A 19,132-nucleotide genomic window follows, 5' to 3' on the forward strand; every position below is an offset into this window, starting at 1 on the left:
GGCCGTGCGGAGCGCCCGGGGTTGGCGCACGGAAAAGGCGCCAGCTTCCAGGAGGGGATGGCGTGATGCAGGCGGGTGATATGCGGATAGCCCCCTCTCCCGTTCACGGGAGAGGGTGGGGGCCAGCCCTCTCCCACGGCCCCTCTCCCACAAGTGGACGAGGGGAGCAAGCCGCTCAGCGCGGCGCCACCGGGCGACGGGCCGGCTTCTTGTCCTTGCCGGCGCCGGCCTTCTCCGCCTTGCGCCGCGCCTCGGCGGCGGCCTTGGCCTGCTCGCGCTTGTCCCAGCTCTTGCTGCCGTCGCTGCCGCGCGGCGGCAGGCCGGTGTGCTGGGTGAGGATGCGCCCGACCGTCTTGCCCTTCTCGCCGCCGGCCTTCTTGCTGCCGGACGGGGTGGAGTTCTTCCGTCGCGCGCTCTGGTACTCGTCGGTCTGCGGCTGGAAGGTCGGGATCAGCTGGTGCTTGCCGTTGCCGATCAGGTCGCTGCGGCCCATCGCGGTCAGCGCTTCGCGCAGCAGCGGCCAGTTCTTCGGGTCGTGATAGCGCAGGAAGGCCTTGTGCAGGCGGCGCTGCTGCTCGCTCTTGACGATGGTCACGCCGTCGCTCTTGTAGGTGACCTTGCGCAGCGGGTTCTTGCCCGAGTGGTACATGGCGGTGGCGCTGGCCATCGGCGAGGGGTAGAAGGCCTGCACCTGGTCGGCACGGAAGCCGTTGCGCTTGAGCCACAGGGCGAGGTTCATCATGTCCTCGTCGGTGGTACCCGGGTGCGCGGCGATGAAGTAGGGGATCAGGTACTGCTCCTTGCCCGCCTCCTTCGAGTACTTCTCGAACATGCGCTTGAAGCGGTCGTAGCTGCCGATGCCCGGCTTCATCATCTTCGACAGCGGGCCTTCTTCGGTGTGCTCCGGGGCGATCTTCAGGTAGCCGCCGACGTGGTGGGTGACCAGCTCCTTGACGTATTCCGGCGACTCCACGGCCAGGTCGTAGCGCAGGCCGGAAGCGATCAGGATCTTCTTCACGCCCGGCAGGGCACGGGCCTTGCGGTACAGCTCGATCAGCGAGCTGTGGTCGGTATTCAGGTTCTCGCAGATGCCCGGCCACACGCAGGACGGCTTGCGGCAGTGCTTCTCGATCTCCGGGTCCTTGCAGGCGATGCGGTACATGTTGGCGGTCGGTCCGCCCAGGTCGGAAACCACGCCGGTGAAGCCCGGGACCTTGTCGCGCATCTCCTCGATCTCGCGGATGATCGACTCGTGCGAACGGTTCTGGATGATGCGGCCCTCGTGCTCGGTGATCGAGCAGAAGGTGCAGCCGCCGAAGCAGCCGCGCATGATGTTGACCGAGAAGCGGATCATCTCGTAGGCCGGAATCTTCGCCTTGCCATAGGCCGGGTGCGGCACGCGCGCATAGGGCATGCCGAACACATAGTCCATTTCCTCGGTGCTCATCGGGATGGGCGGCGGGTTGAACCACACGTCCACCTCGCCGTGCTTCTGCACCAGGGCGCGGGCGTTGCCCGGGTTGGTCTCCAGGTGCAGCACGCGGTTGGCGTGGGCGTAGAGCACCGGGTCATTGCGTACCTTCTCGAAGGAAGGCAGGCGGATCACGGTCTTGGCGCGGGTCATCTTCGGGCTGGGCAGCAGCTCGACGACCTTGGCCTCGTTGGGGTCTTCCAACGGGCCCGCCCCCTTTTCCTGCTCGATTGCGCAGGCGGCGGTGTCCTGGGTGTTGACGTAGGGGTTGATGATCTTGTCGATCTTGCCCGGGCGGTCGATGCGGGTGGAGTCCACCTCGTACCAGCCCTCGGGGGTGTCCTTGCGCACGAAGGCGGTGCCGCGGATGTCGGTCATCTGCTCGACGGTTTCGCCCGCGGCCAGGCGCTGGGCGATCTCGACCACGGCGCGCTCGGCGTTGCCGTACAGCAGGATGTCGGCGGTGGCGTCCATCAGGATGGAGCGGCGCACCTTGTCCTGCCAGTAGTCGTAGTGGGCGATGCGGCGCAAGGATGCCTCGATGCCGCCGAGGATCACCGGCACGTGGCTGTAGGCCTCCTTGCAGCGCTGGCTATAGACCAGGCTGGCGCGGTCGGGGCGCTTGCCGGCGACGCCGCCGGGGGTGTAGGCGTCGTCGCTGCGGATCTTCTTGTCTGCGGTGTAGCGGTTGATCATCGAGTCCATGTTGCCGGCGGCCACGCCGAAGAACAGGTTCGGCTGGCCGAGCTTCATGAAGTCGTCCTTCGAGCGCCAGTCCGGCTGGGCGATGATGCCGACGCGAAAGCCCTGGGCTTCCAGCAGGCGGCCGATGATGGCCATGCCGAAGGACGGGTGGTCGACGTAGGCGTCGCCGGTGACGATGATGATGTCGCAGCTGTCCCAGCCGAGCTGATCCATCTCTTCCCGGCTCATCGGCAGGAAGGGTGCAGGACCGAAACACTCGGCCCAGTACTTGGGATAGTCGAACAGCGGCTTGGCGGCTTGCATATTTCTTGATCAACCGGGCTTTCTCGGGGGGCGCGGAATATAGCACAAAAAATATACAGAGTCCGACTGTGGCGCTCTGCCAAACCCCACCTGCCCGTGCCATCAATTTGTGATCACAGGCACGCTTGTGTCTATACTCCAGCCGGATTGCCCAAGCGGCCCCTGACGCCGAAACAAGGAGCGTAAACAGTGCGATGCGCAACCCTGCAGGCACTGCTGTTGGTGTGCCTGGCCGCCGTCTGCGGCCAGCTTCGGGCTGCGCCGGCGATTCTGCAGGCCGGCGACAGCGGCCGTGAACTGAACGGGCAGATCGAGCTGCTGGAGGATGTCGGCGGCCGCCTGAGCATCGCCGACATGGCCGATCCCGCCGTGCAGCAACGCTTCCAGCCTGCGCGCGGGCGCGCCAGCGTCGGCCAGAACCCCAATCCCTGGTGGATCAAGCTGCAGCTGCAACGCGACGCGCAGGCCCCGGTCCGTTGGTGGCTGGAAATCGGCGCGGTGACCCAGCTCGACCTGCAGCTGTACCTACCCGACGGCCAGGGCGGCTGGACCCTGCGCCAGTCCGGCGAACGGGTCGGCTTCGCCGAGGGGCGCGACCACCCCTACCGGCGCATGGTCCTCGCACTCCCCGAACTGGGCACGCAGCCGACCACCATCTACCTGCGCAGCCTTGATCCGGCCGGCAACTCCTTCCCGCTGCGGGTCTGGCAGCTCGACGAGCTCGACCACCTGGCCAGCCAGGAAAACCTCGGTCTGGGCCTGATCTACGGCATCATCGCCGCCCTGCTGCTGTACAACCTGTTCATCTTCTTCAGCCTACGCGACAAGGCCTACTTCTGGTACGTGCTGACCACCGCCGGCGCCCTGCTGATGATCGTCAGCATGAGCGGCCACGGCTTCCAGTACCTGTGGCCGGACGGCCCGGTGCCCTTCTGGCTGGACCGCATCACCCTGCCCTCGCTCTGGGGCTTCTGCGCCTGCCGCTTCACCCAGACCCTGCTGCAGACCCGCCAGCACGTGCGCTGGGCGCACCACCTGCTGAGCTTCGCCTGCGCCTGCTACGTGATCGCCGTGACCCTGGAGGCCTTCGGCCAGCGCAACCTGGCCGCCTGGCTGATCGCCCTGCTGTCGCTGACCAGCATCCCGGCGGCCCTCGGTTCGGCGCTGATCCGCTGGCGCCAGGGCTACTTCCCCGCCCTGCTCTACCTCTGCGGCTACGGCCTGATCCTCGGCAGCATTAGCCTGGCGCTGATGCGTTCCACCGGCCTGGTGCAGCCGGCCACCTGGAATGCCTACGTGTTCCCCCTGGCGGTGGCCGCCGAGTCGATCCTGTTCTCCTTCGCCCTGGCCTACCGCATCCAGATGCTCAAGCAGGAGAAAGCCGAGGCCCTGCTGCAGGCCGACCGCGAGAAGACCGCGCGCCTGGCGCAGATGCAGAGCAGCGCCGACGAGCTGCAGGAAGCCGTGCGCCTGCGCACCGCCGAGCTAGCCGAGGCCAACCACCTGCTGTGCGAGCGCGAGCAGAGCCTGCAGCATGCCGCCTTCCACGATCCGCTGACCGAGCTGCCGAATCGCCGCTACCTGATCGAGCGCGCCGAACTGGCCCTGGCCGACGCCCAGCGGCGCAACGAGTCGGTGGCGCTGATGCTGGTCGACCTCGACCACTTCAAGCCGATCAACGATCGCTACGGCCACGACGCCGGCGACCTGCTGCTGCGCACCATCGGCCATCGCCTGCGCGAGCACGTGCGCACCAACGACATGGTGGCGCGCCTGGGCGGCGACGAATTCGCCGTGCTGGTCTGCGGCCCGGAGGCCGAGCGCCACGCCCAGGAAATCGCCGGCCGCCTGCTCGCCGAGCTGTCGCGCCCGGTGCTCTACGGCGCCAACCGCCTGGCGGTGACCATCAGCATCGGCGGAGCCCTGTACCCGCAGCATGCGCTGCAGTTCACCGGCCTCTACAAGGCGGCCGACGAGGCCATGTACCGCGCCAAGCAGAAGGGCCGCTCCGGCTTCGTGCTGCAGGGCTGCGACGGCGAACTGAGCCAGCACACCTGCCTGATGCTGGACGTGCTCAAGGTGCCCAGCGGACTGAGCTGAGGCGGCTCAGGAGAAGTAGCGCCGCGGCACCCGGGCCGTCACCTTGGTCAGCAGCTCGTAGCCGAGGGTGCCGGCGGCGCGGGCCACCTCGTCGACCGGCAGGTTGGCCCCCCACAGCTCCACCGCATCGCCGACCGCCGCCCCGGGCAGGTCGGTGAGGTCGACCGTCAGCATGTCCATCGATACCCGTCCGGCCAGCGGCACGCGGCGCCCGCCGACCCACAGCGGGGTGCCGCTCGGCGCATGGCGCGGGTAGCCGTCGGCGTAGCCGCAGCTGACCGTGCCGATGCGCGATGGCCGCGCGGCGACCCAGGTCGCGCCATAACCGACGCTTTCGCCCGGGGCGATATCACGCACGGCGATCAGCTCGGCGCTCAGGCTCATGGCCGGGCGCAGCCCCAGCTCGACGGCGGACAGGTCGGCGAAGGGCGAGGCGCCGTAGAGCATGATGCCGGGGCGCAGCCAGTCCATGTGCGCGGCCGGAATCATCAGCAGGGCCGCCGAGTTGGCCAGGCTGCGCTGGTCGAAGTCCAGGTCGAGCAGGTCGAGGAAGCACTCCAGCTGCACCTCGGTCAGCGAGTGGCCGCGCTCGTCGGCGCAGGCGAAGTGGCTGAGCAGGTTCAGCTCGGCCACCTGGGCGGCGCCGCGCAGGCGCGGGAACAGCTCGCGCACGGCATCGGGCGCAAGGCCCAGGCGGTGCATGCCGGAGTCCAGCTTGAGCCAGATATTCAGCGGCCGCGCCAGCTCGGCGGCAAGCAGGGCCTCGGCCTGTTCCGGCCCCTGGACCACCAGGTCCAGGCCCAGGTGCGCCGCCATCGGCAGCTCGCTGGCGGCGAAACAGCCCTCCAGCAGCAGGATGCGCGCCTCGCCGTGCAGGGCACGCACCTCGGCGGCCTCCTCCAGGCTGGCCACGGCGAAGCCGTCGGCCTCGCCGTGCAGGGCGCTGACCACCTCGCGCACGCCGTGCCCGTAGGCGTTGGCCTTGACCACCGCGAAGGCCTGGCGCCCCGGCGCGCAGCGCTTGGCCAGCTGGTAGTTGTGGACGATGGCGGCCAGATCGATGGTGGCGACGAGGGGGCGCATGGGACTCTTCCGCAAACGAAAACGGGCGCCCATCTTAACCGCTGGGCGCCCGTTTTCATTGCGCAGGATCAGTCCTGCGCGGAGGTCAGTCTTCCTCGAAGTTGTACATACCCGGGGCGAGGTTGTCGAAGCGCGTGTACTTGCCGATGAAGGCCAGGCGGCAGGTGCCGATGGGACCGTTACGCTGTTTGCCGATGATGATCTCGGCCACGCCCTTGTACTCGGTCTCCGGGTGGTACACCTCGTCGCGGTAGACGAACATGATGATGTCGGCGTCCTGCTCGATCGCCCCGGATTCACGCAGGTCGGAGTTGACCGGGCGCTTGTTGGGGCGCTGTTCCAGCGAGCGGTTGAGCTGCGACAGGGCGATCACCGGGCAGTTGAATTCCTTGGCCAGGGCCTTGAGCGAGCGCGAGATCTCGGAGATCTCGTTGGTGCGGTTGTCGCCGCTGGAGCCCGGGATGCGCATCAGCTGCAGGTAGTCGACCATGATCATGGCGATCTCGCCGTGCTCGCGGGCCAGGCGGCGCGCGCGGGCGCGCATCTCGGTCGGGCTGATGCCGGCCGTGTCGTCGATGAACAGCTTGCGCTCGTTGAGCAGGTTGACCGCCGAGGTCAGGCGCGGCCAGTCGTCGTCGTCCAGCTTGCCGGAACGCACCTTGGTCTGGTCGATGCGACCGAGCGAGGAGAGCATACGCATCACGATCGAGTCGCTGGGCATCTCCAGGGAGAACACCAGCACCACCTTGTCGGTGCGCAGCACGGCGTTCTCCACCAGGTTCATGGCGAAGGTGGTCTTGCCCATGGACGGACGGCCGGCGACGATCACCAGGTCGGCCGGCTGCAGGCCGCTGGTCATGCCATCAAGGTCGGTGAAGCCGGTGGAGATGCCGGTCAGGCCCTCGTTGGTGTTGAACAGCTCGTCGATGCGGTCGATGGTCTTGACCAGGATCTCGTTGATCCCCACCGGGCCACCGGCCTTGGGCCGCGCCTCGGCGATCTGGAAGATCTGCCGCTCGGCCTCGTCGAGCACCTCCACCGCGCTCTTGCCCTGCGGGGCATAGGCCATGTCGGCGATGTCGTTGCTGATGCCGATCAGCTGGCGCAGGGTGGCACGTTCGCGAATGATCTGCGCGTAGGCCTTGATGTTGGCCACCGAGGGGGTGTTCTTGGCCAGCTCGCCGAGGTAGGCCAGGCCGCCGACCTGGCTCAGGTGACCTTCCTTGTCCAGCTGCTCGGACAGGGTCACCACGTCGAACGGCGAGTTGCGCTCGGCCAGGGTGAAGATGGCGCGGAAAATAAGCCGGTGGTCATGCCGGTAGAAGTCGCCATCGGAGACCGCGTCGGAGACCCGCTCCCAGGCGTTGTTGTCGAGCATCAGGCCGCCCAGCACGGCCTGTTCGGCCTCGATGGAATGCGGCGGCACCTTGAGGGCGGCGGTTTCCAGATCGTATTGCTGAGGGATGCTGATGTCGTTCATGGCACCTGTGATTCCGGGAACTCAGAGGCTTTTACGGAGGCGGGCTCTGCAAAAGGCTCTCGCAAAAAACAACGGGCACGCACCGCGTATGCGATGAGTGCCCGATTGTCGGCAGGCCCGCACCTTCGTGCAAGCCCGCAGGTCGCATGCCTTAGGCAGCTACCACGACCACCTTGACGGTGGCTTCGACGTCGGTGTGCAGGTGCACGGCAACGTCGAACTCGCCGATCTGGCGGATGGTGCCGTGCGGCAGACGCACTTCGGCCTTGCTCACTTCCACGCCGGAAGCGGTCAGGGCTTCGGCGATGTCGTGGGTACCGATGGAACCGAACAGCTTGCCTTCGTCACCGGCCACGGCAGTGATGGTGACTTCCAGCTCGGCCAGCTGAGCGGCGCGCGCTTCGGCCGAAGCCTTCTTCGCGGCAGCGGCAGCTTCCAGCTCGGCGCGACGGGCTTCGAACGCAGCAACGTTCTCGGCGGTAGCGGCGGTGGCCTTGCCCTGCGGCAGCAGGTAGTTACGGCCGTAACCGGCCTTGACGTTCACCTTGTCGCCCAGGTTGCCCAGGTTGGCGATTTTTTCCAGCAGGATAACTTCCATTTGGGTCTTACCTCTTAACTTTTAACCTTCACCGTTCGCGGGGCCGGCGCCGTTCTTGCGCGCGAGGCGTCCGCGAAAATCAAACAGACCGTCGATAACCGCCAACAGACAAATCAGGTTCCCAGCCAGCAATACCGCCACGTACAGACCGATGACCCAGAAGCTGGAAAGACGCTTCAGGGCGATCAACCCATGACCCAGCCCGACACCGGCAAACAGCAGCGGCACCATGCAGATCGGTGACAACGCAGCCGCCTCGACGCCCAACGCCGGAGCGAGGAGCACGCCGGCCAGCAGAGCGATGGCCAGAGCCGGGGGCAAGCGAACCGCGCGGAATTCCTGTCCGAAGCCGCCGGGGTTGAACAGCGCCGCCTGCCAGTAGCGCGCCAGTACCAGACAGAGCAACGATGCGGCCTGGAAGGAGGACGCAATCAGCCCCGTCAGAGTCGGTTTCAGCGACTCCTGTACAGCGGCGAGCTGGTCGGCCGGCAGATCCTTCATCAGCTGGGGAATCATCGGGCGGACAGCGTCCACCAGCGACTCGATCAGCCCTCGGGATACGGTGCTCAACAACGCGATGAACACCATGCCAAGCACGACACTGGACAACAGCACCCAGACCCAGGAGGTGGTGGCGCGCAGAACCTGCGCCAGCACCAGCGTACCGGCCATGATCAGGAGGATGCTCGGATCACCGAGGTACCACCAGAGCAAGGCGGGCAACAACGCCCAGAACAGAATACTCAACGCGTCGCTCAGGCCACGCCGCAGCAGCACCAAACCACCACCGGCGGCACCCAGCCAGAACAACAACGGTACAGCTATGGAACCCGCCACCCCGAGGGTGGCCTGCATGCGGCCGCGCATCACGAATTCAGCAAAGGCGCGCATGCGATCTATCTCTCAGCTCTCGAACGACCCGATCTCAGCGGCCGTGGCTGTCGGTGTAGGGCAGCAGGGCCAGGTAGCGGGCGCGCTTGATAGCAACGGCCAGCTGACGCTGGTACTTGGCCTTGGTACCGGTGATACGGCTGGGAACGATCTTGCCGGTTTCGGAGATGTAGGCCTTCAGGGTGTTGAGATCCTTGAAGTCGATCTCTTTCACGCCTTCGGCGGTGAAACGGCAGAATTTACGACGACGGAAGAAACGTGCCATGAATGTGGCTCCTCAATAGATCCGTGGATTACTCGTCAGCGTTGTCGCTGTTGTCACCGTCTTCGCCTTCGGCGGATTCGGTTTCAACGCGCTCACGGCGCTCGCGGCGCTCGCTGCGGTTTTCTTCGGCCTTGAGCATCTCGGACTGGCCGGTAACGGCTTCGTCGCGACGGATGATCAGGTTACGGATCACGGCGTCGTTGTAGCGGAAGTTGTCTTCCAGCTCGGCCAGGGCCTTGCCGCTGCACTCGACGTTCAGCATCACGTAGTGAGCCTTGTGAACGTTGTTGATGGCGTAGGCCAGCTGACGACGACCCCAGTCTTCCAGACGGTGGATTTTGCCGCCGTCTTCTTCGATCAGCTTGGTGTAACGCTCGACCATGCCGCCGACTTGCTCGCTCTGGTCCGGGTGAACCAGGAAGATGATTTCGTAATGACGCATGAATGCTCCTTACGGGTTGCAGCCTGCCAACGGTAATGTGGTCAGGCAAGGAGTGAATGACTCGTTTGGACTTGCCGAAGCGAAGGCGCGCAAGCGCCTGCCGTCACGGCAAGGGGCGACATTCTAGAGAAGCCCCCTGCCGCGCGCAAGGCGAATTGGCGATTATTTGATCAGACCTTGCCCGCCGCGCGGCGCTGGCGCACCGCCTCGAACAGGCACACGCCGGTGGCGACCGAGACGTTGAGGCTGCTGACGCTGCCGCCCATGGGCAGCTTCACCAGGTAGTCGCAGTGCTCGCGGGTCAGGCGGCGCATGCCCTTGCCCTCGGCGCCCATCACCAGCACCGTGGGCCCGGTCATGTCCAGCTGGTACAGTTCCTGCTCGACCTCGCCGGCGGTGCCGACCACCCACAGGCCCTTCTTCTGCAGCTTTTCCAGGGTGCGCGCCAGGTTGGTCACCGCCACCAGCGGGATCACCTCGGCCGCACCGCAGGCCACCTTGCGCACGGTGGCATTGAGGGTGGCCGACTTGTCCTTGGGCACGATCACCGCCTGGGCGCCAGCGGCGTCGGCGGTGCGCAGGCAGGCGCCGAGGTTGTGCGGGTCGGTCACGCCGTCCAGCACCAGCAGCAGCGCCGGCCCCTCGCTGCGCTCGAGCAGCTCGTCGAGCATGTTCTCGCCCCACACCTGGCTCGGGCTGACCTCGGCGACCACGCCCTGGTGCACGCCCTCGGCCCACTCGTCCAGCTCCTGGCGGTCCTTGTGGCCCACCGCCACGCGGTTCTGCCCGGCCAGTTCGAGCAGGCTCTGCACCCGCGGATCATGCCGGCTCTCGGCCAGCCACAGCTGCTTGACCCGCTTGGGATGGTGGCGCAGCAGCGCCTCGACGGCATGTACGCCGTAGACCCTCTCCAGCTGGCTCATCGCTTGGCCTTGCGCTTGCTCGGCTTGCCGCCGTCGGCAGCACCACCGGCCTTGGGCGCGCCCTTGCGATGGGACGAGGGCTTACCACCCTTGCCACCACCCTGCTTGGCCCCCTCGAGCAGGGCCTTCTTCACGTCGCGGCTCTTCTGCACGTCGGTATTGCCCGGGCCGGGCGCCTTCTTGCGGCTATCGCCGCCGCGACCGCGGGGCGCCGGCGCCTTGTCGGCCTTGCCTTCGCTCAGTTCGAAGTCGATCTTGCGCTCGTCCAGGTCGACGCGCATGACCTTGACCGCCACGCTGTCGCCGAGACGGAAGCTGCGGCCGCTGCGCTCGCCCGCCAGGCGGTGGTGCACCGGGTCGAAGTGGTAGTAGTCACCCGGCAACGCGGTGACGTGCACCAGGCCCTCGACATAGATGTCCTTCAGCTCGACGAACAGGCCGAAGCCGGTCACCGCGGTGATCACGCCCTCGAAGGTCTCGCCGACGCGATCCTGCATGAACTCGCACTTCAGCCAGTTGACCACGTCGCGGGTGGCCTCGTCGGCGCGGCGCTCGGTCATCGAGCACTGCTCGCCGAGCTTCTCCAGGGCCGCCTCGTCGTACGGATAGATGCGCGCCTTGGGCATGCTCGCCGCACCGGCGCGCTGCACGTGCTTGGTCTCGCGCTTGGAGCGGATCACGCTGCGGATGGCGCGGTGCACCAGCAGGTCCGGATAGCGGCGGATCGGCGAGGTGAAGTGGGTGTAGGCCTCGTAGTTGAGGCCGAAGTGGCCGTTGTTGTCGGCGCTGTACACCGCCTGGCTCAGCGAGCGCAGCATCACGGTCTGGATCAGGTGGAAGTCCGGGCGCCCCTGGATGCTGGCCAGCAGCTTCTGGTAGTCCTTCGGCACCGGCCCCTGCTTGCCCTTGTGCAGCGCCAGGCCCAGCTCGCCGAGGAAGGCCTTGAGCTTCTCCACCCGCTCGGCCGGCGGGCCGTCGTGCACACGGTACAGCGAGGGAATATCGTGATCCAGCATGAAGCGCGCGGTGGCCACGTTGGCCGCCAGCATGCATTCCTCGATCAGCTTATGCGCGTCGTTGCGCTGGGTCGGGCGGATCTCGGCGATCTTGCGCCCGGCGCCGAAGACGATGCGCGTCTCCTGAGTCTCGAAGTCGATGGCGCCGCGCTCGTGGCGGGCGGCCAGCAGCACCTTGTACAGGGCGTAGAGTTCCTTGAGGTGCGGCAGGACCTGCTTGTACTCCTCGCGCAGGGCCTTGCCCTCGCTGCTCTTGGGCTGCTCCAGCATGTAGCTGACCTTGTTGTAGGTCAGCCGCGCATGGGAGTGGATCACCGCCTCGTAGAACTGGTAGTCGACCAGCTCGCCGGACTTGGACATGCTCATCTCGCAGACCATGGCCAGGCGATCGACCTGCGGGTTCAGCGAGCACAGGCCGTTGGACAGCTCCTCCGGCAGCATGGGTACCACGCGCTCGGGGAAGTACACCGAGTTGCCGCGCTTCGAAGCCTCTTCGTCCAGCGCCGAGCCGACCTTGACGTAGTGCGACACGTCGGCGATGGCCACATAGAGCTTCCAGCCGCCGGAAAACAGCTTCCAGCGACCGCTGTTCTTCTCGCAGTAGACGGCGTCGTCGAAATCGCGGGCGTCCTCGCCGTCGATGGTGACGAACGGCAGATGGCGCAGGTCGACGCGATTCTCCTTGTCCTTGTCCTCCACCTCGGGCTTGAGCTTGCGCGCTTCCTTGAGCACCGCCTCGGGCCAGACATGCGGGATGTCGTAGCTGCGCAGCGCCACGTCGATCTCCATGCCCGGCGCCATGTAGTTGCCGATCACCTCGACGATGTCGCCCTGCGGCTGGAAGCGCGCGGTCGGCCAGTGGGTGATCTTGATCTCGACGAACTGGCCGATCTTGGCGCCGGCGGTGCGCCCCGGGGTGACCAGCACTTCCTGCTGGATCTTCGGATTGTCGGCCTCGACGAAGCCGATGCCGGCCTCCTCGAAATAGCGCCCGACTATGGTTTCGTGGGCACGCTCGATCACCTCGACGATGGCGCCTTCGCGGCGGCCGCGGCGGTCGAGGCCGGAGACGCGGGCCAGCGCGCGGTCGCCGTCGAACACCAGGCGCATCTGGGCCGGGCTGAGGAACAGGTCGTCGCTGCCGTCGTCCGGCACCAGGAAGCCGAAGCCGTCGCGGTGCCCGCTGATGCGGCCGCGGATCAGGTCAAGCTTGTCCACCGGGGCGTAGGTGCCGCGGCGGGTATAGATAAGCTGGCCATCGCGCTCCATGGCGCGCAGGCGGCGCCGCAGCGCTTCCAGCTGCTCATCGGTGGTCAGGCCGAATTCGGCCACCAGCTCCTCGCGGGCGGCGGGGGAACCGCGCTCGGACAGGTGCTGCAGGATCAGCTCGCGGCTGGGAATCGGGTTATCGTATTTTTCCGCCTCGCGGGCGGCCTCAGGATCGAGGGATTGCCAATCGGCCATTAAGTGAAATCACCTTTACGCATATATAGAGGGTGTGCCATACCCCTATTGAAGCGCGAAACGGCATCGGGGGTCAGCACAATAATTTTTTCGCCGTCAGGGGTTTACAAGCAAAAACGGCGTCCGTATAGTTCGCGCCCACAACGTTGCTGAGACGTTGTAACACGGAAACGACCGAGTAATCATAGTTTCCCGTGCCCAGGTGGCGGAATTGGTAGACGCACTAGGTTCAGGTCCTAGCGGTGGCAACACCGTGGAAGTTCGAGTCTTCTCCTGGGCACCACTCTTCAGAAACCGAGCGACAGCTCGGTTTCGCATTTAACGGAGCAGCTTCCGTACCGTCAAAAGCGGTGAATGCTGCAAAAGCCGGCGAGCGATCGTCGCAATGTGCCCAGGTGGCGGAATTGGTAGACGCACTAGGTTCAGGTCCTAGCGGTGGCAACACCGTGGAAGTTCGAGTCTTCTCCTGGGCACCACTCTTCAAGAAAAAACCGAGCCAATGGCTCGGTTTTTTCGTTTCTGCCGCCTGAAAACCCTCTCGACGAGAGCAGCCAGGCCGCTCCCGCCAATCCGTAGCATCAGACCTTGAACTGGGCGAAGCTGGCCTTCAGCTGGCTGACCAGTCCATCCACCACCCGACCACTGGCCGCCGTCTCGCTGACCGCCTGGGCCGCGCGCTGAGCCTCGCTGTGGATCACCTCGACCCGACCGCGTACCGCCGAAGCGCCGTCCGCCTGGTGGGCAGCCGAGCGGGTGGCGGTGTCGATGGCGCCGTGCACCTCGTCCACCGAGGCCTGCACCGACTGCTGCAGGCGCGCGCTGTCGCGCAGGGCCTGCAGACCCTCGGCTGCCTGGCCACCGGCCTGGCCGATCACCGCCACCGCCTCGCGGGCGCCCTGCTGCAGGGCGGTGATGTGCGCCTGGATGTCGCCGGTGGACTGCTGGGTCTTGCTCGCCAGGGCACGCACCTCGTCGGCCACCACGGCGAAGCCGCGGCCGCTCTCCCCGGCCCGCGCCGCCTCGATGGCGGCATTCAGCGCGAGCAGGTTGGTCTGCTCGGCGATGGACTGGATCACCGTCAGCACCACCTCGATCTGCTCGCTCTGCTTGGCCAGCTTCTCGATCACCGCCGAGCCGCTCTCCACCCGCGCCACCAGCGCCTCGATCAGGCTGCCGACCTTGGCGGCGATGGCCGCATTCTCGTGGGCCGCCTGGCGGATCGCCGCGACCCGCTGCTGGGCATCGTGCATGGCCTGGCTCTCGGCCTGGGCCGCCGCCGCCATTTCCTCCAGGGCCTGCAGACTGCCGGCCACCTCGTCGCGCTGGCGCCCGGCCGCTGCTTCCGCCGCCGCACTGCGCTGGGCCAGGCTGCGGATCTCCTCGCCGGTACGCTGGGCCACTTCGCCGGCCTCGCGCACGATCGGCTGCAGCTTGGCGATGAACTGGTTGACCGCGTCGGCCATCTCGCCGACCTCGTCGTTGCTGTCCAGCTGCACCCGGCGGGTCAGGTCGCCCTCGCCGGCGGCCAGGTCCTTGAGCGCGACGATCAACAACTGCAGGCGGCTGAGCACACGCCAGCCGAGCACCAGAGCGACCACCGCCAGGGTCAGCAGACCGACCACCAGCAGGCCGCTGGCGATACGCCAGCGCAGGCTGTCGGCCGCCTGCTGCACGGTCTCGCTGCCGTTGCGCGCCATGTCCGCGGTAGCCTGCTCGGCCAGCTGCAGACGCTGCTGCAGGGCCTGGGTACTTTCCTGGGCAGCCCCCGAGAGGCTCTTGTCGACCAGCTCGCCGGCACTGCCGACCAGGGTGGCGAAGCGCGCATCCAGGGCGCCCAGCTCCTGCTCCACGCCATCCAGCGACATGCCCAGCTGGACCTTGCCAATGGAAGCGCCCATCGGGTTGATGTCGACTTCGACCATGTGCACCTTGGGGTCGCGGGAGGCGGCGTCGACCAGCTTGGCCAGCGCCGTGTCGCCCTGCCCGGCCGCCACCAGCTCGCGCACCCGCGGGCTGCTGCGGTTGAAGTTGCGGGTCAGGCGCTGACCCTGGGCGTCGTAGAACACAGCGAAGAGCACTGCAGGATCACGCTGGACGATGCGAGTCAGCGCGGTCAGCGCCGGAGCATCGTTGTCCCAGATGGCCTTGGGCGCGACACCGGCGAGCAGCTGGGCGATGGAGTTGCCGGACTGCTTAAGGTTCTGCTCCAGCACCTGGCGCAGCTGCGCCTGCTCGTCCTTGAGCTGGCCGGACAGACCACTGGCCAGGCGCTCGCGGGTATTGGTGGAGAGTGCGGCCAGGCCGGCGCGCATCTCCTCCTCGGCACTGCCCAGCTCGCCGGCCAGGCGCTGGCTTTCGCCCCCCAGGCGCTCGGTCAGATCGCTGACCAGGCCGTCCACGGTGGCACGCGTCAGCCACACGGCCAGGCCGACCTGGGCCAGCATGGCCAGCCCCAGGGCAATGAATACAGGACGCAGCAGGCGGCTGCGCAACAGCGAGAACAGAACGGACACTGCGGAACTCCCTCCGGTCGGGCGACCCTATGCCTGTGCATCGGCCGCATTCGGCAAAGCTGAAGCTAAGGCAAGGTATAGGCCAAATGCCAGCATAAAAAAAAGCCCCGCGCGGGGCGGGGCTTTCTTCACTGGTTCGACTCAGTACTCCGGGTTGCCCTTGAGCTGGGCTTCGGCGGCCTTGGCCAGGTCCGGCGGGAGGAAGTCCTTGTCCGGGTCGTAGTCCGGCTTGAGGAAGCTCGACAGGGCCTCCAGGTCGGTCGGCGCCAGGGTGCCGGCGGCCTGCTTCAGGCGCAGGTTGTTGAGGATGTAGTCGTAGCGGGCGTCGTTGTAGTTGCGCACCGAGCTGTACAGCTGGCGCTGAGCATCGAGCACGTCGACGATGTTGCGGGTACCGACCTGATAGCCGATCTCGGTGGCTTCCAGGGCGCTCTGGTTGGAGATGATCGACTGGCGGCGCGCCTGTACGGTTTCCACGTCGGTGTTCACCGCACGGTGCAGGTTGCGCGTGTTCTCGACGATCTGCCGGCGCAAGCTCTCGCGCTCCTGCTCGCTCTGGCTCAGGCGCTGGAAGGCCTCGCGCACCTGGGAGCTGGTCAGGCCGCCACTGTAGATCGGGATGTTCAGCTGCAGGCCGATGCTGGTCTGCTCGGCGTCGCCGTTATAGGGTGCAGCCAGGTCGCTGTTGGTGAAGCCGAGGGAGTCGTTGTCGCCTTTCTGGTACCGGGCCACGGCATCCAGGGTCGGCGCATGACCGGCCTTGCGCTGGCGCAGGGTCTCCTCGGCGGCATCGACCGCGTAGTTGCTGGCCTGCAGATTGAGATTCTGCTGAGCGGCGGTATCCACCCAGGCCTTGGCGTCGTTCGGCGTCGGCGCCAGTACCGGCAGGGTGTGCTGGATGCCTTCGATGGAGGCGTACTCGCGATTGGTCAGGGTGACCAGGGCCTGGAAGGCGTCCTCCACGGCGCGCTGGGCGAGGATGCGGTTGGCACGGGCGGTATCGTAGCCGGCCTGGGCTTCGAGCACGTCGGTCTTGTCCGACAGGCCCACATCGAAGCGCTCATTGGCCTGGTCCAGCTGGCGCTTGAACGCCGCTTCCTCGGCCTTGGTCGAAGCCAGAGTGTCCTGGGCGCGCAGCACGGCGAAATAGGTCTCGGCGCTCAGCAGGATCATGTTCTGCTCGGTGGCCGAGAGCTGCAGGGCCGCCTGCTGGTCGGTGGCCTTGGCCGCCTGGAACTGGTACCAGCGGTCGGCGCGGAACAGCGGCTGGCTCAGGTTGGCCTGGTAGGACAGGCCGCTGCGCGAGGCATCCAGATCATCGATATCGCGTCGATCGACCTGGGTGTCGGTATTGGTCGCATCGGCTCCAGCGGACAGGTTCGGCAGCAGACCAGCGCGCGCCTGCGGCACCACCTCGCGGATCGCTTCGTAGTTGGCCCGTGCGGCGGCCAGGTCGGCGTTGTTCTTCACCGCCTCGTTATAGACGGTGACCAGGTCGGTCTTGCTTGCCAGGGGGGCGTCTTCGGCCCAGGCCATTCCTGTGGTGGCAGCAGCTACTGCGAGCGCCAGAGAGAGTCTGCGTAGCATGATCAATCCTAGATACGGGGGTAATCGGGCAAGGCTAAGGTGGCCGCCGACGCTGGTCAAGGCGGCCGCCGGACAGTTTGCAACAAGCTTTGTTGCCTGACTGCAACAATTTCCACATCCCACCGGCCAGGTTGCGAATTCCCGACGAAACGCCGGATGCCCATTGGTGTTCCATCACATGCTTGATTAGACTGCCGGCAGTTCTTGTCGGGGTGCCCAGAGTCGTGGGCTGAGATCGGACAGTTCCGGATCCCGTTGAACCTGATCAGGTTAAGGCCTGCGTAGGGAACAAGATGTGCTCGCCGCCCTGGCGACCCCCTCTGGCACCGCTCCCGGTGCGCCCGCCGCCTTCAGGTTCGCTCCGACAACCAGCCCGGAGAAGCCGATGAGCGTGCAACACCAGAAGAACCTCAGCGAAAGCGCACAGGTCGACCAGCAGTCCGTACAGCCCTTCCCCCGTTCGCAGAAGGTCTACGTGCAGGGTTCGCGCCCGGACATCCGCGTGCCGATGCGCGAGATCAGCCTGGACGTCACCCCCACCGCCTTCGGTGGCGAGATCAACGCCCCGGTCACCGTCTACGACACCTCAGGCCCCTACACCGACCCCGCCGTGCAGATCGACGTACGCAAGGGCCTGCCGGACGTACGCAGCGCCTGGATCGAGGATCGTGGCGACACCGAGAAGCTGCCGGGTCTGTCCTCCGAGTTCGGCCAGCGCCGCCTGAACGATGCCGAGCTGGCCAGGATGCGCTTTGCCCACGTGCGCAACCCGCGCCGCGCCAAGGCCGGGCAGAACGTCAGCCAGATGCACTACGCCAGGCAGGGCATCATCACGCCCGAGATGGAGTTTGTGGCCATCCGCGAGAACATGAAGCTGGCCGAGGCCCGCGAGGCCGGCCTGCTGAAAGAGCAGCATGCCGGGCAGAGCTTTGGCGCCAGTATCCCCAAGGAAATCACCCCCGAGTTCGTCCGCAGCGAGATCGCCCGCGGCCGCGCCATCATCCCGGCCAACATCAACCATGTGGAGCTGGAGCCGATGATCATCGGCCGCAACTTCCTGGTGAAGATCAACGGCAACATCGGCAACTCGGCGCTGGGTTCTTCGATCGAAGAAGAAGTGGCCAAGCTGACCTGGGGCATCCGCTGGGGTTCGGACACGGTCATGGACCTGTCCACCGGCAAGCACATCCACGAGACCCGCGAATGGATCATCCGCAACTCGCCGGTGCCGATCGGCACCGTACCGGTCTACCAGGCGCTGGAGAAGGTCGGCGGCATCGCCGAGGACCTGACCTGGGAGCTGTTCCGCGACACCCTGATCGAGCAGGCCGAGCAGGGCGTGGACTACTTCACCATCCACGCCGGCGTGCTGCTGCGCTATGTGCCGCTGACCGCCAAGCGGGTCACCGGCATCGTCAGCCGCGGCGGCTCGATCATGGCCAAGTGGTGCCTGGCGCATCACAAGGAGAATTTCCTCTACACGAACTTCGAGGAAATCTGCGAAATCATGAAGGCCTACGACGTCAGCTTCTCGCTGGGCGACGGCCTGCGTCCGGGTTCGATTGCCGACGCCAACGACGCCGCGCAGTTCGGCGAGCTGGAAACCCTCGGCGAACTGACCAAGATCGCCTGGAAGCACGATGTGCAGACCATGATCGAAGGACCCGGCCACGTGCCGATGCAGCTGATCAAGGAGAACATGGACAAGCAGCTGGAATGCTGCGACGAGGCGCCCTTCTACACCCTCGGCCCGCTGACCACCGACATCGCCCCCGGCTACGACCACATTACCTCGGGCATCGGTGCGGCGATGATCGGCTGGTTCGGCTGCGCCATGCTCTGCTACGTCACGCCCAAGGAGCACCTGGGCCTGCCGAACAAGGATGACGTGAAGACCGGCATCATCACCTACAAGATCGCCGCGCATGCCGCCGACCTCGCCAAGGGCCACCCGGGCGCGCAGATCCGCGACAACGCCCTGTCCAAGGCGCGCTTCGAGTTCCGCTGGGAAGACCAGTTCAACCTCGGCCTCGACCCGGACACCGCGCGTGCCTTCCACGACGAGACCTTGCCCAAGGAGTCGGCCAAGGTGGCGCACTTCTGCTCCATGTGCGGGCCGAAGTTCTGCTCGATGAAGATCACCCAGGAGGTGCGCGAGTACGCCGCCGAGCACGGCCTGACCGACGAGCAGAAGGCCATCGAGGCCGGCTTCGCCGAGCAGTCCGAGCGTTTCAAGGAAGAAGGCGCGGTGATCTACAAGCAGGTCTGAGCCGCGCTGCAGAGCTGAAAAA

At 66.4% G+C, this 19,132-nt stretch carries 13 protein-coding genes, 2 tRNA genes, 1 pseudogene and 1 riboswitch; of the genes and pseudogenes, 4 read left to right on the top strand and 12 right to left on the bottom strand.

Translation table 11 applies throughout. The annotated features are described in order from the left end of the window. Positions 1-175: 175 nt before the first annotated feature. Positions 176-2,479, bottom strand: a complete 2,304-nt coding sequence (locus tag AAG092_RS07995; protein ID WP_373389260.1) for a YgiQ family radical SAM protein — start codon at positions 2,477-2,479, stop codon at positions 176-178. A 228-nt stretch (positions 2,480-2,707) separates the two neighbouring features. On the opposite strand from AAG092_RS07995, the gene AAG092_RS08000 reads away from it, so the two are divergent. Beyond that, positions 2,708-4,579 (top strand): diguanylate cyclase domain-containing protein, encoded by a 1,872-nt coding sequence (locus AAG092_RS08000; protein WP_373389572.1) that lies wholly within the window; start codon positions 2,708-2,710, stop codon positions 4,577-4,579. 6 nt (positions 4,580-4,585) lie between these two features. On the opposite strand, the gene alr is transcribed toward AAG092_RS08000, so the two are convergent. The 8 genes from alr to rnr all read right to left on the bottom strand — a co-directional run bounded on the left by alr (position 4,586) and on the right by rnr (position 12,741). Beyond that, the gene (gene alr / locus AAG092_RS08005; protein WP_110683509.1) at positions 4,586-5,662 is read right to left on the bottom strand and encodes an alanine racemase; all 1,077 of its coding nucleotides are present in this window, start codon (positions 5,660-5,662) and stop codon (positions 4,586-4,588) included. An 85-nt stretch (positions 5,663-5,747) separates the two neighbouring features. Beyond that, a complete protein-coding gene (gene dnaB, locus AAG092_RS08010) occupies positions 5,748-7,142 on the bottom strand; it encodes a replicative DNA helicase (protein WP_110683508.1) in 1,395 nt (464 codons plus the stop codon). A gap of 151 nt (positions 7,143-7,293) precedes the next feature. Further along, a complete protein-coding gene (rplI, locus tag AAG092_RS08015; protein ID WP_110683507.1) occupies positions 7,294-7,740 on the bottom strand; it encodes a 50S ribosomal protein L9 in 447 nt (148 codons plus the stop codon). A gap of 21 nt (positions 7,741-7,761) precedes the next feature. Then, entirely contained in the window at positions 7,762-8,631 is an 870-nt protein-coding gene (locus tag AAG092_RS08020) for a hypothetical protein (RefSeq protein WP_110683506.1), read from the bottom strand. 34 nt (positions 8,632-8,665) lie between these two features. Next, a complete protein-coding gene (rpsR, locus tag AAG092_RS08025) occupies positions 8,666-8,896 on the bottom strand; it encodes a 30S ribosomal protein S18 (RefSeq protein WP_021701047.1) in 231 nt (76 codons plus the stop codon). Between the two features lie 28 nt (positions 8,897-8,924). Continuing rightward, positions 8,925-9,338 carry a 30S ribosomal protein S6 gene (rpsF, locus tag AAG092_RS08030; RefSeq protein ID WP_110683505.1) on the bottom strand — a complete coding sequence of 138 codons (414 nt, stop codon included), beginning with the start codon at positions 9,336-9,338 and terminating at the stop codon, positions 8,925-8,927. Between the two features lie 170 nt (positions 9,339-9,508). Then, the gene (gene rlmB, locus AAG092_RS08035; protein WP_110683504.1) at positions 9,509-10,261 is read right to left on the bottom strand and encodes a 23S rRNA (guanosine(2251)-2'-O)-methyltransferase RlmB; all 753 of its coding nucleotides are present in this window, start codon (positions 10,259-10,261) and stop codon (positions 9,509-9,511) included. Next, the gene (gene rnr, locus AAG092_RS08040; protein ID WP_373389262.1) at positions 10,258-12,741 is read right to left on the bottom strand and encodes a ribonuclease R; all 2,484 of its coding nucleotides are present in this window, start codon (positions 12,739-12,741) and stop codon (positions 10,258-10,260) included. Before rnr ends, rlmB begins: the two co-directional genes overlap by 4 nt. 196 nt (positions 12,742-12,937) lie before the next feature. On the opposite strand from rnr, the gene AAG092_RS08045 reads away from it, so the two are divergent. Together AAG092_RS08045 and AAG092_RS08050 are read left to right on the top strand one after the other, a co-directional pair. Next, a tRNA-Leu gene (locus AAG092_RS08045) sits at positions 12,938-13,024 on the top strand. Positions 13,025-13,130: 106 nt separating this feature from the next. After that, positions 13,131-13,217: transfer RNA gene (locus AAG092_RS08050), tRNA-Leu, on the top strand. 102 nt (positions 13,218-13,319) lie between these two features. Here the strand turns inward: AAG092_RS08050 and AAG092_RS08055 are convergent. From AAG092_RS08055 to AAG092_RS08065, 3 genes and pseudogenes are all read right to left on the bottom strand, one after another. Continuing rightward, positions 13,320-14,204 (bottom strand): methyl-accepting chemotaxis protein, encoded by an 885-nt coding sequence (locus tag AAG092_RS08055; RefSeq protein WP_373389573.1) that lies wholly within the window; start codon positions 14,202-14,204, stop codon positions 13,320-13,322. Further along, positions 14,178-15,185: pseudogene (locus AAG092_RS08060) on the bottom strand (HAMP domain-containing protein); the annotation flags it as partial. The gene AAG092_RS08055 and the pseudogene AAG092_RS08060, both read right to left, overlap by 27 nt. A 210-nt stretch (positions 15,186-15,395) precedes the next feature. Continuing rightward, entirely contained in the window at positions 15,396-16,841 is a 1,446-nt protein-coding gene (locus AAG092_RS08065; protein WP_373389263.1) for a TolC family outer membrane protein, read from the bottom strand. Between the two features lie 198 nt (positions 16,842-17,039). Beyond that, positions 17,040-17,146: riboswitch (TPP riboswitch) on the top strand. An 80-nt stretch (positions 17,147-17,226) separates the two neighbouring features. On the opposite strand from AAG092_RS08065, the gene thiC reads away from it, so the two are divergent. Then, on the top strand, positions 17,227-19,110 hold the full coding sequence (gene thiC, locus AAG092_RS08070) for a phosphomethylpyrimidine synthase ThiC (protein WP_110683500.1): 1,884 nt from the start codon (positions 17,227-17,229) through the stop codon (positions 19,108-19,110). The last annotated feature ends 22 nt before the right edge of the window (positions 19,111-19,132 follow it).

The sequence above is a fragment of the Pseudomonas alcaligenes genome, from assembly GCF_041729615.1.
Lineage (GTDB): Bacteria > Pseudomonadota > Gammaproteobacteria > Pseudomonadales > Pseudomonadaceae > Aquipseudomonas > Aquipseudomonas alcaligenes_B.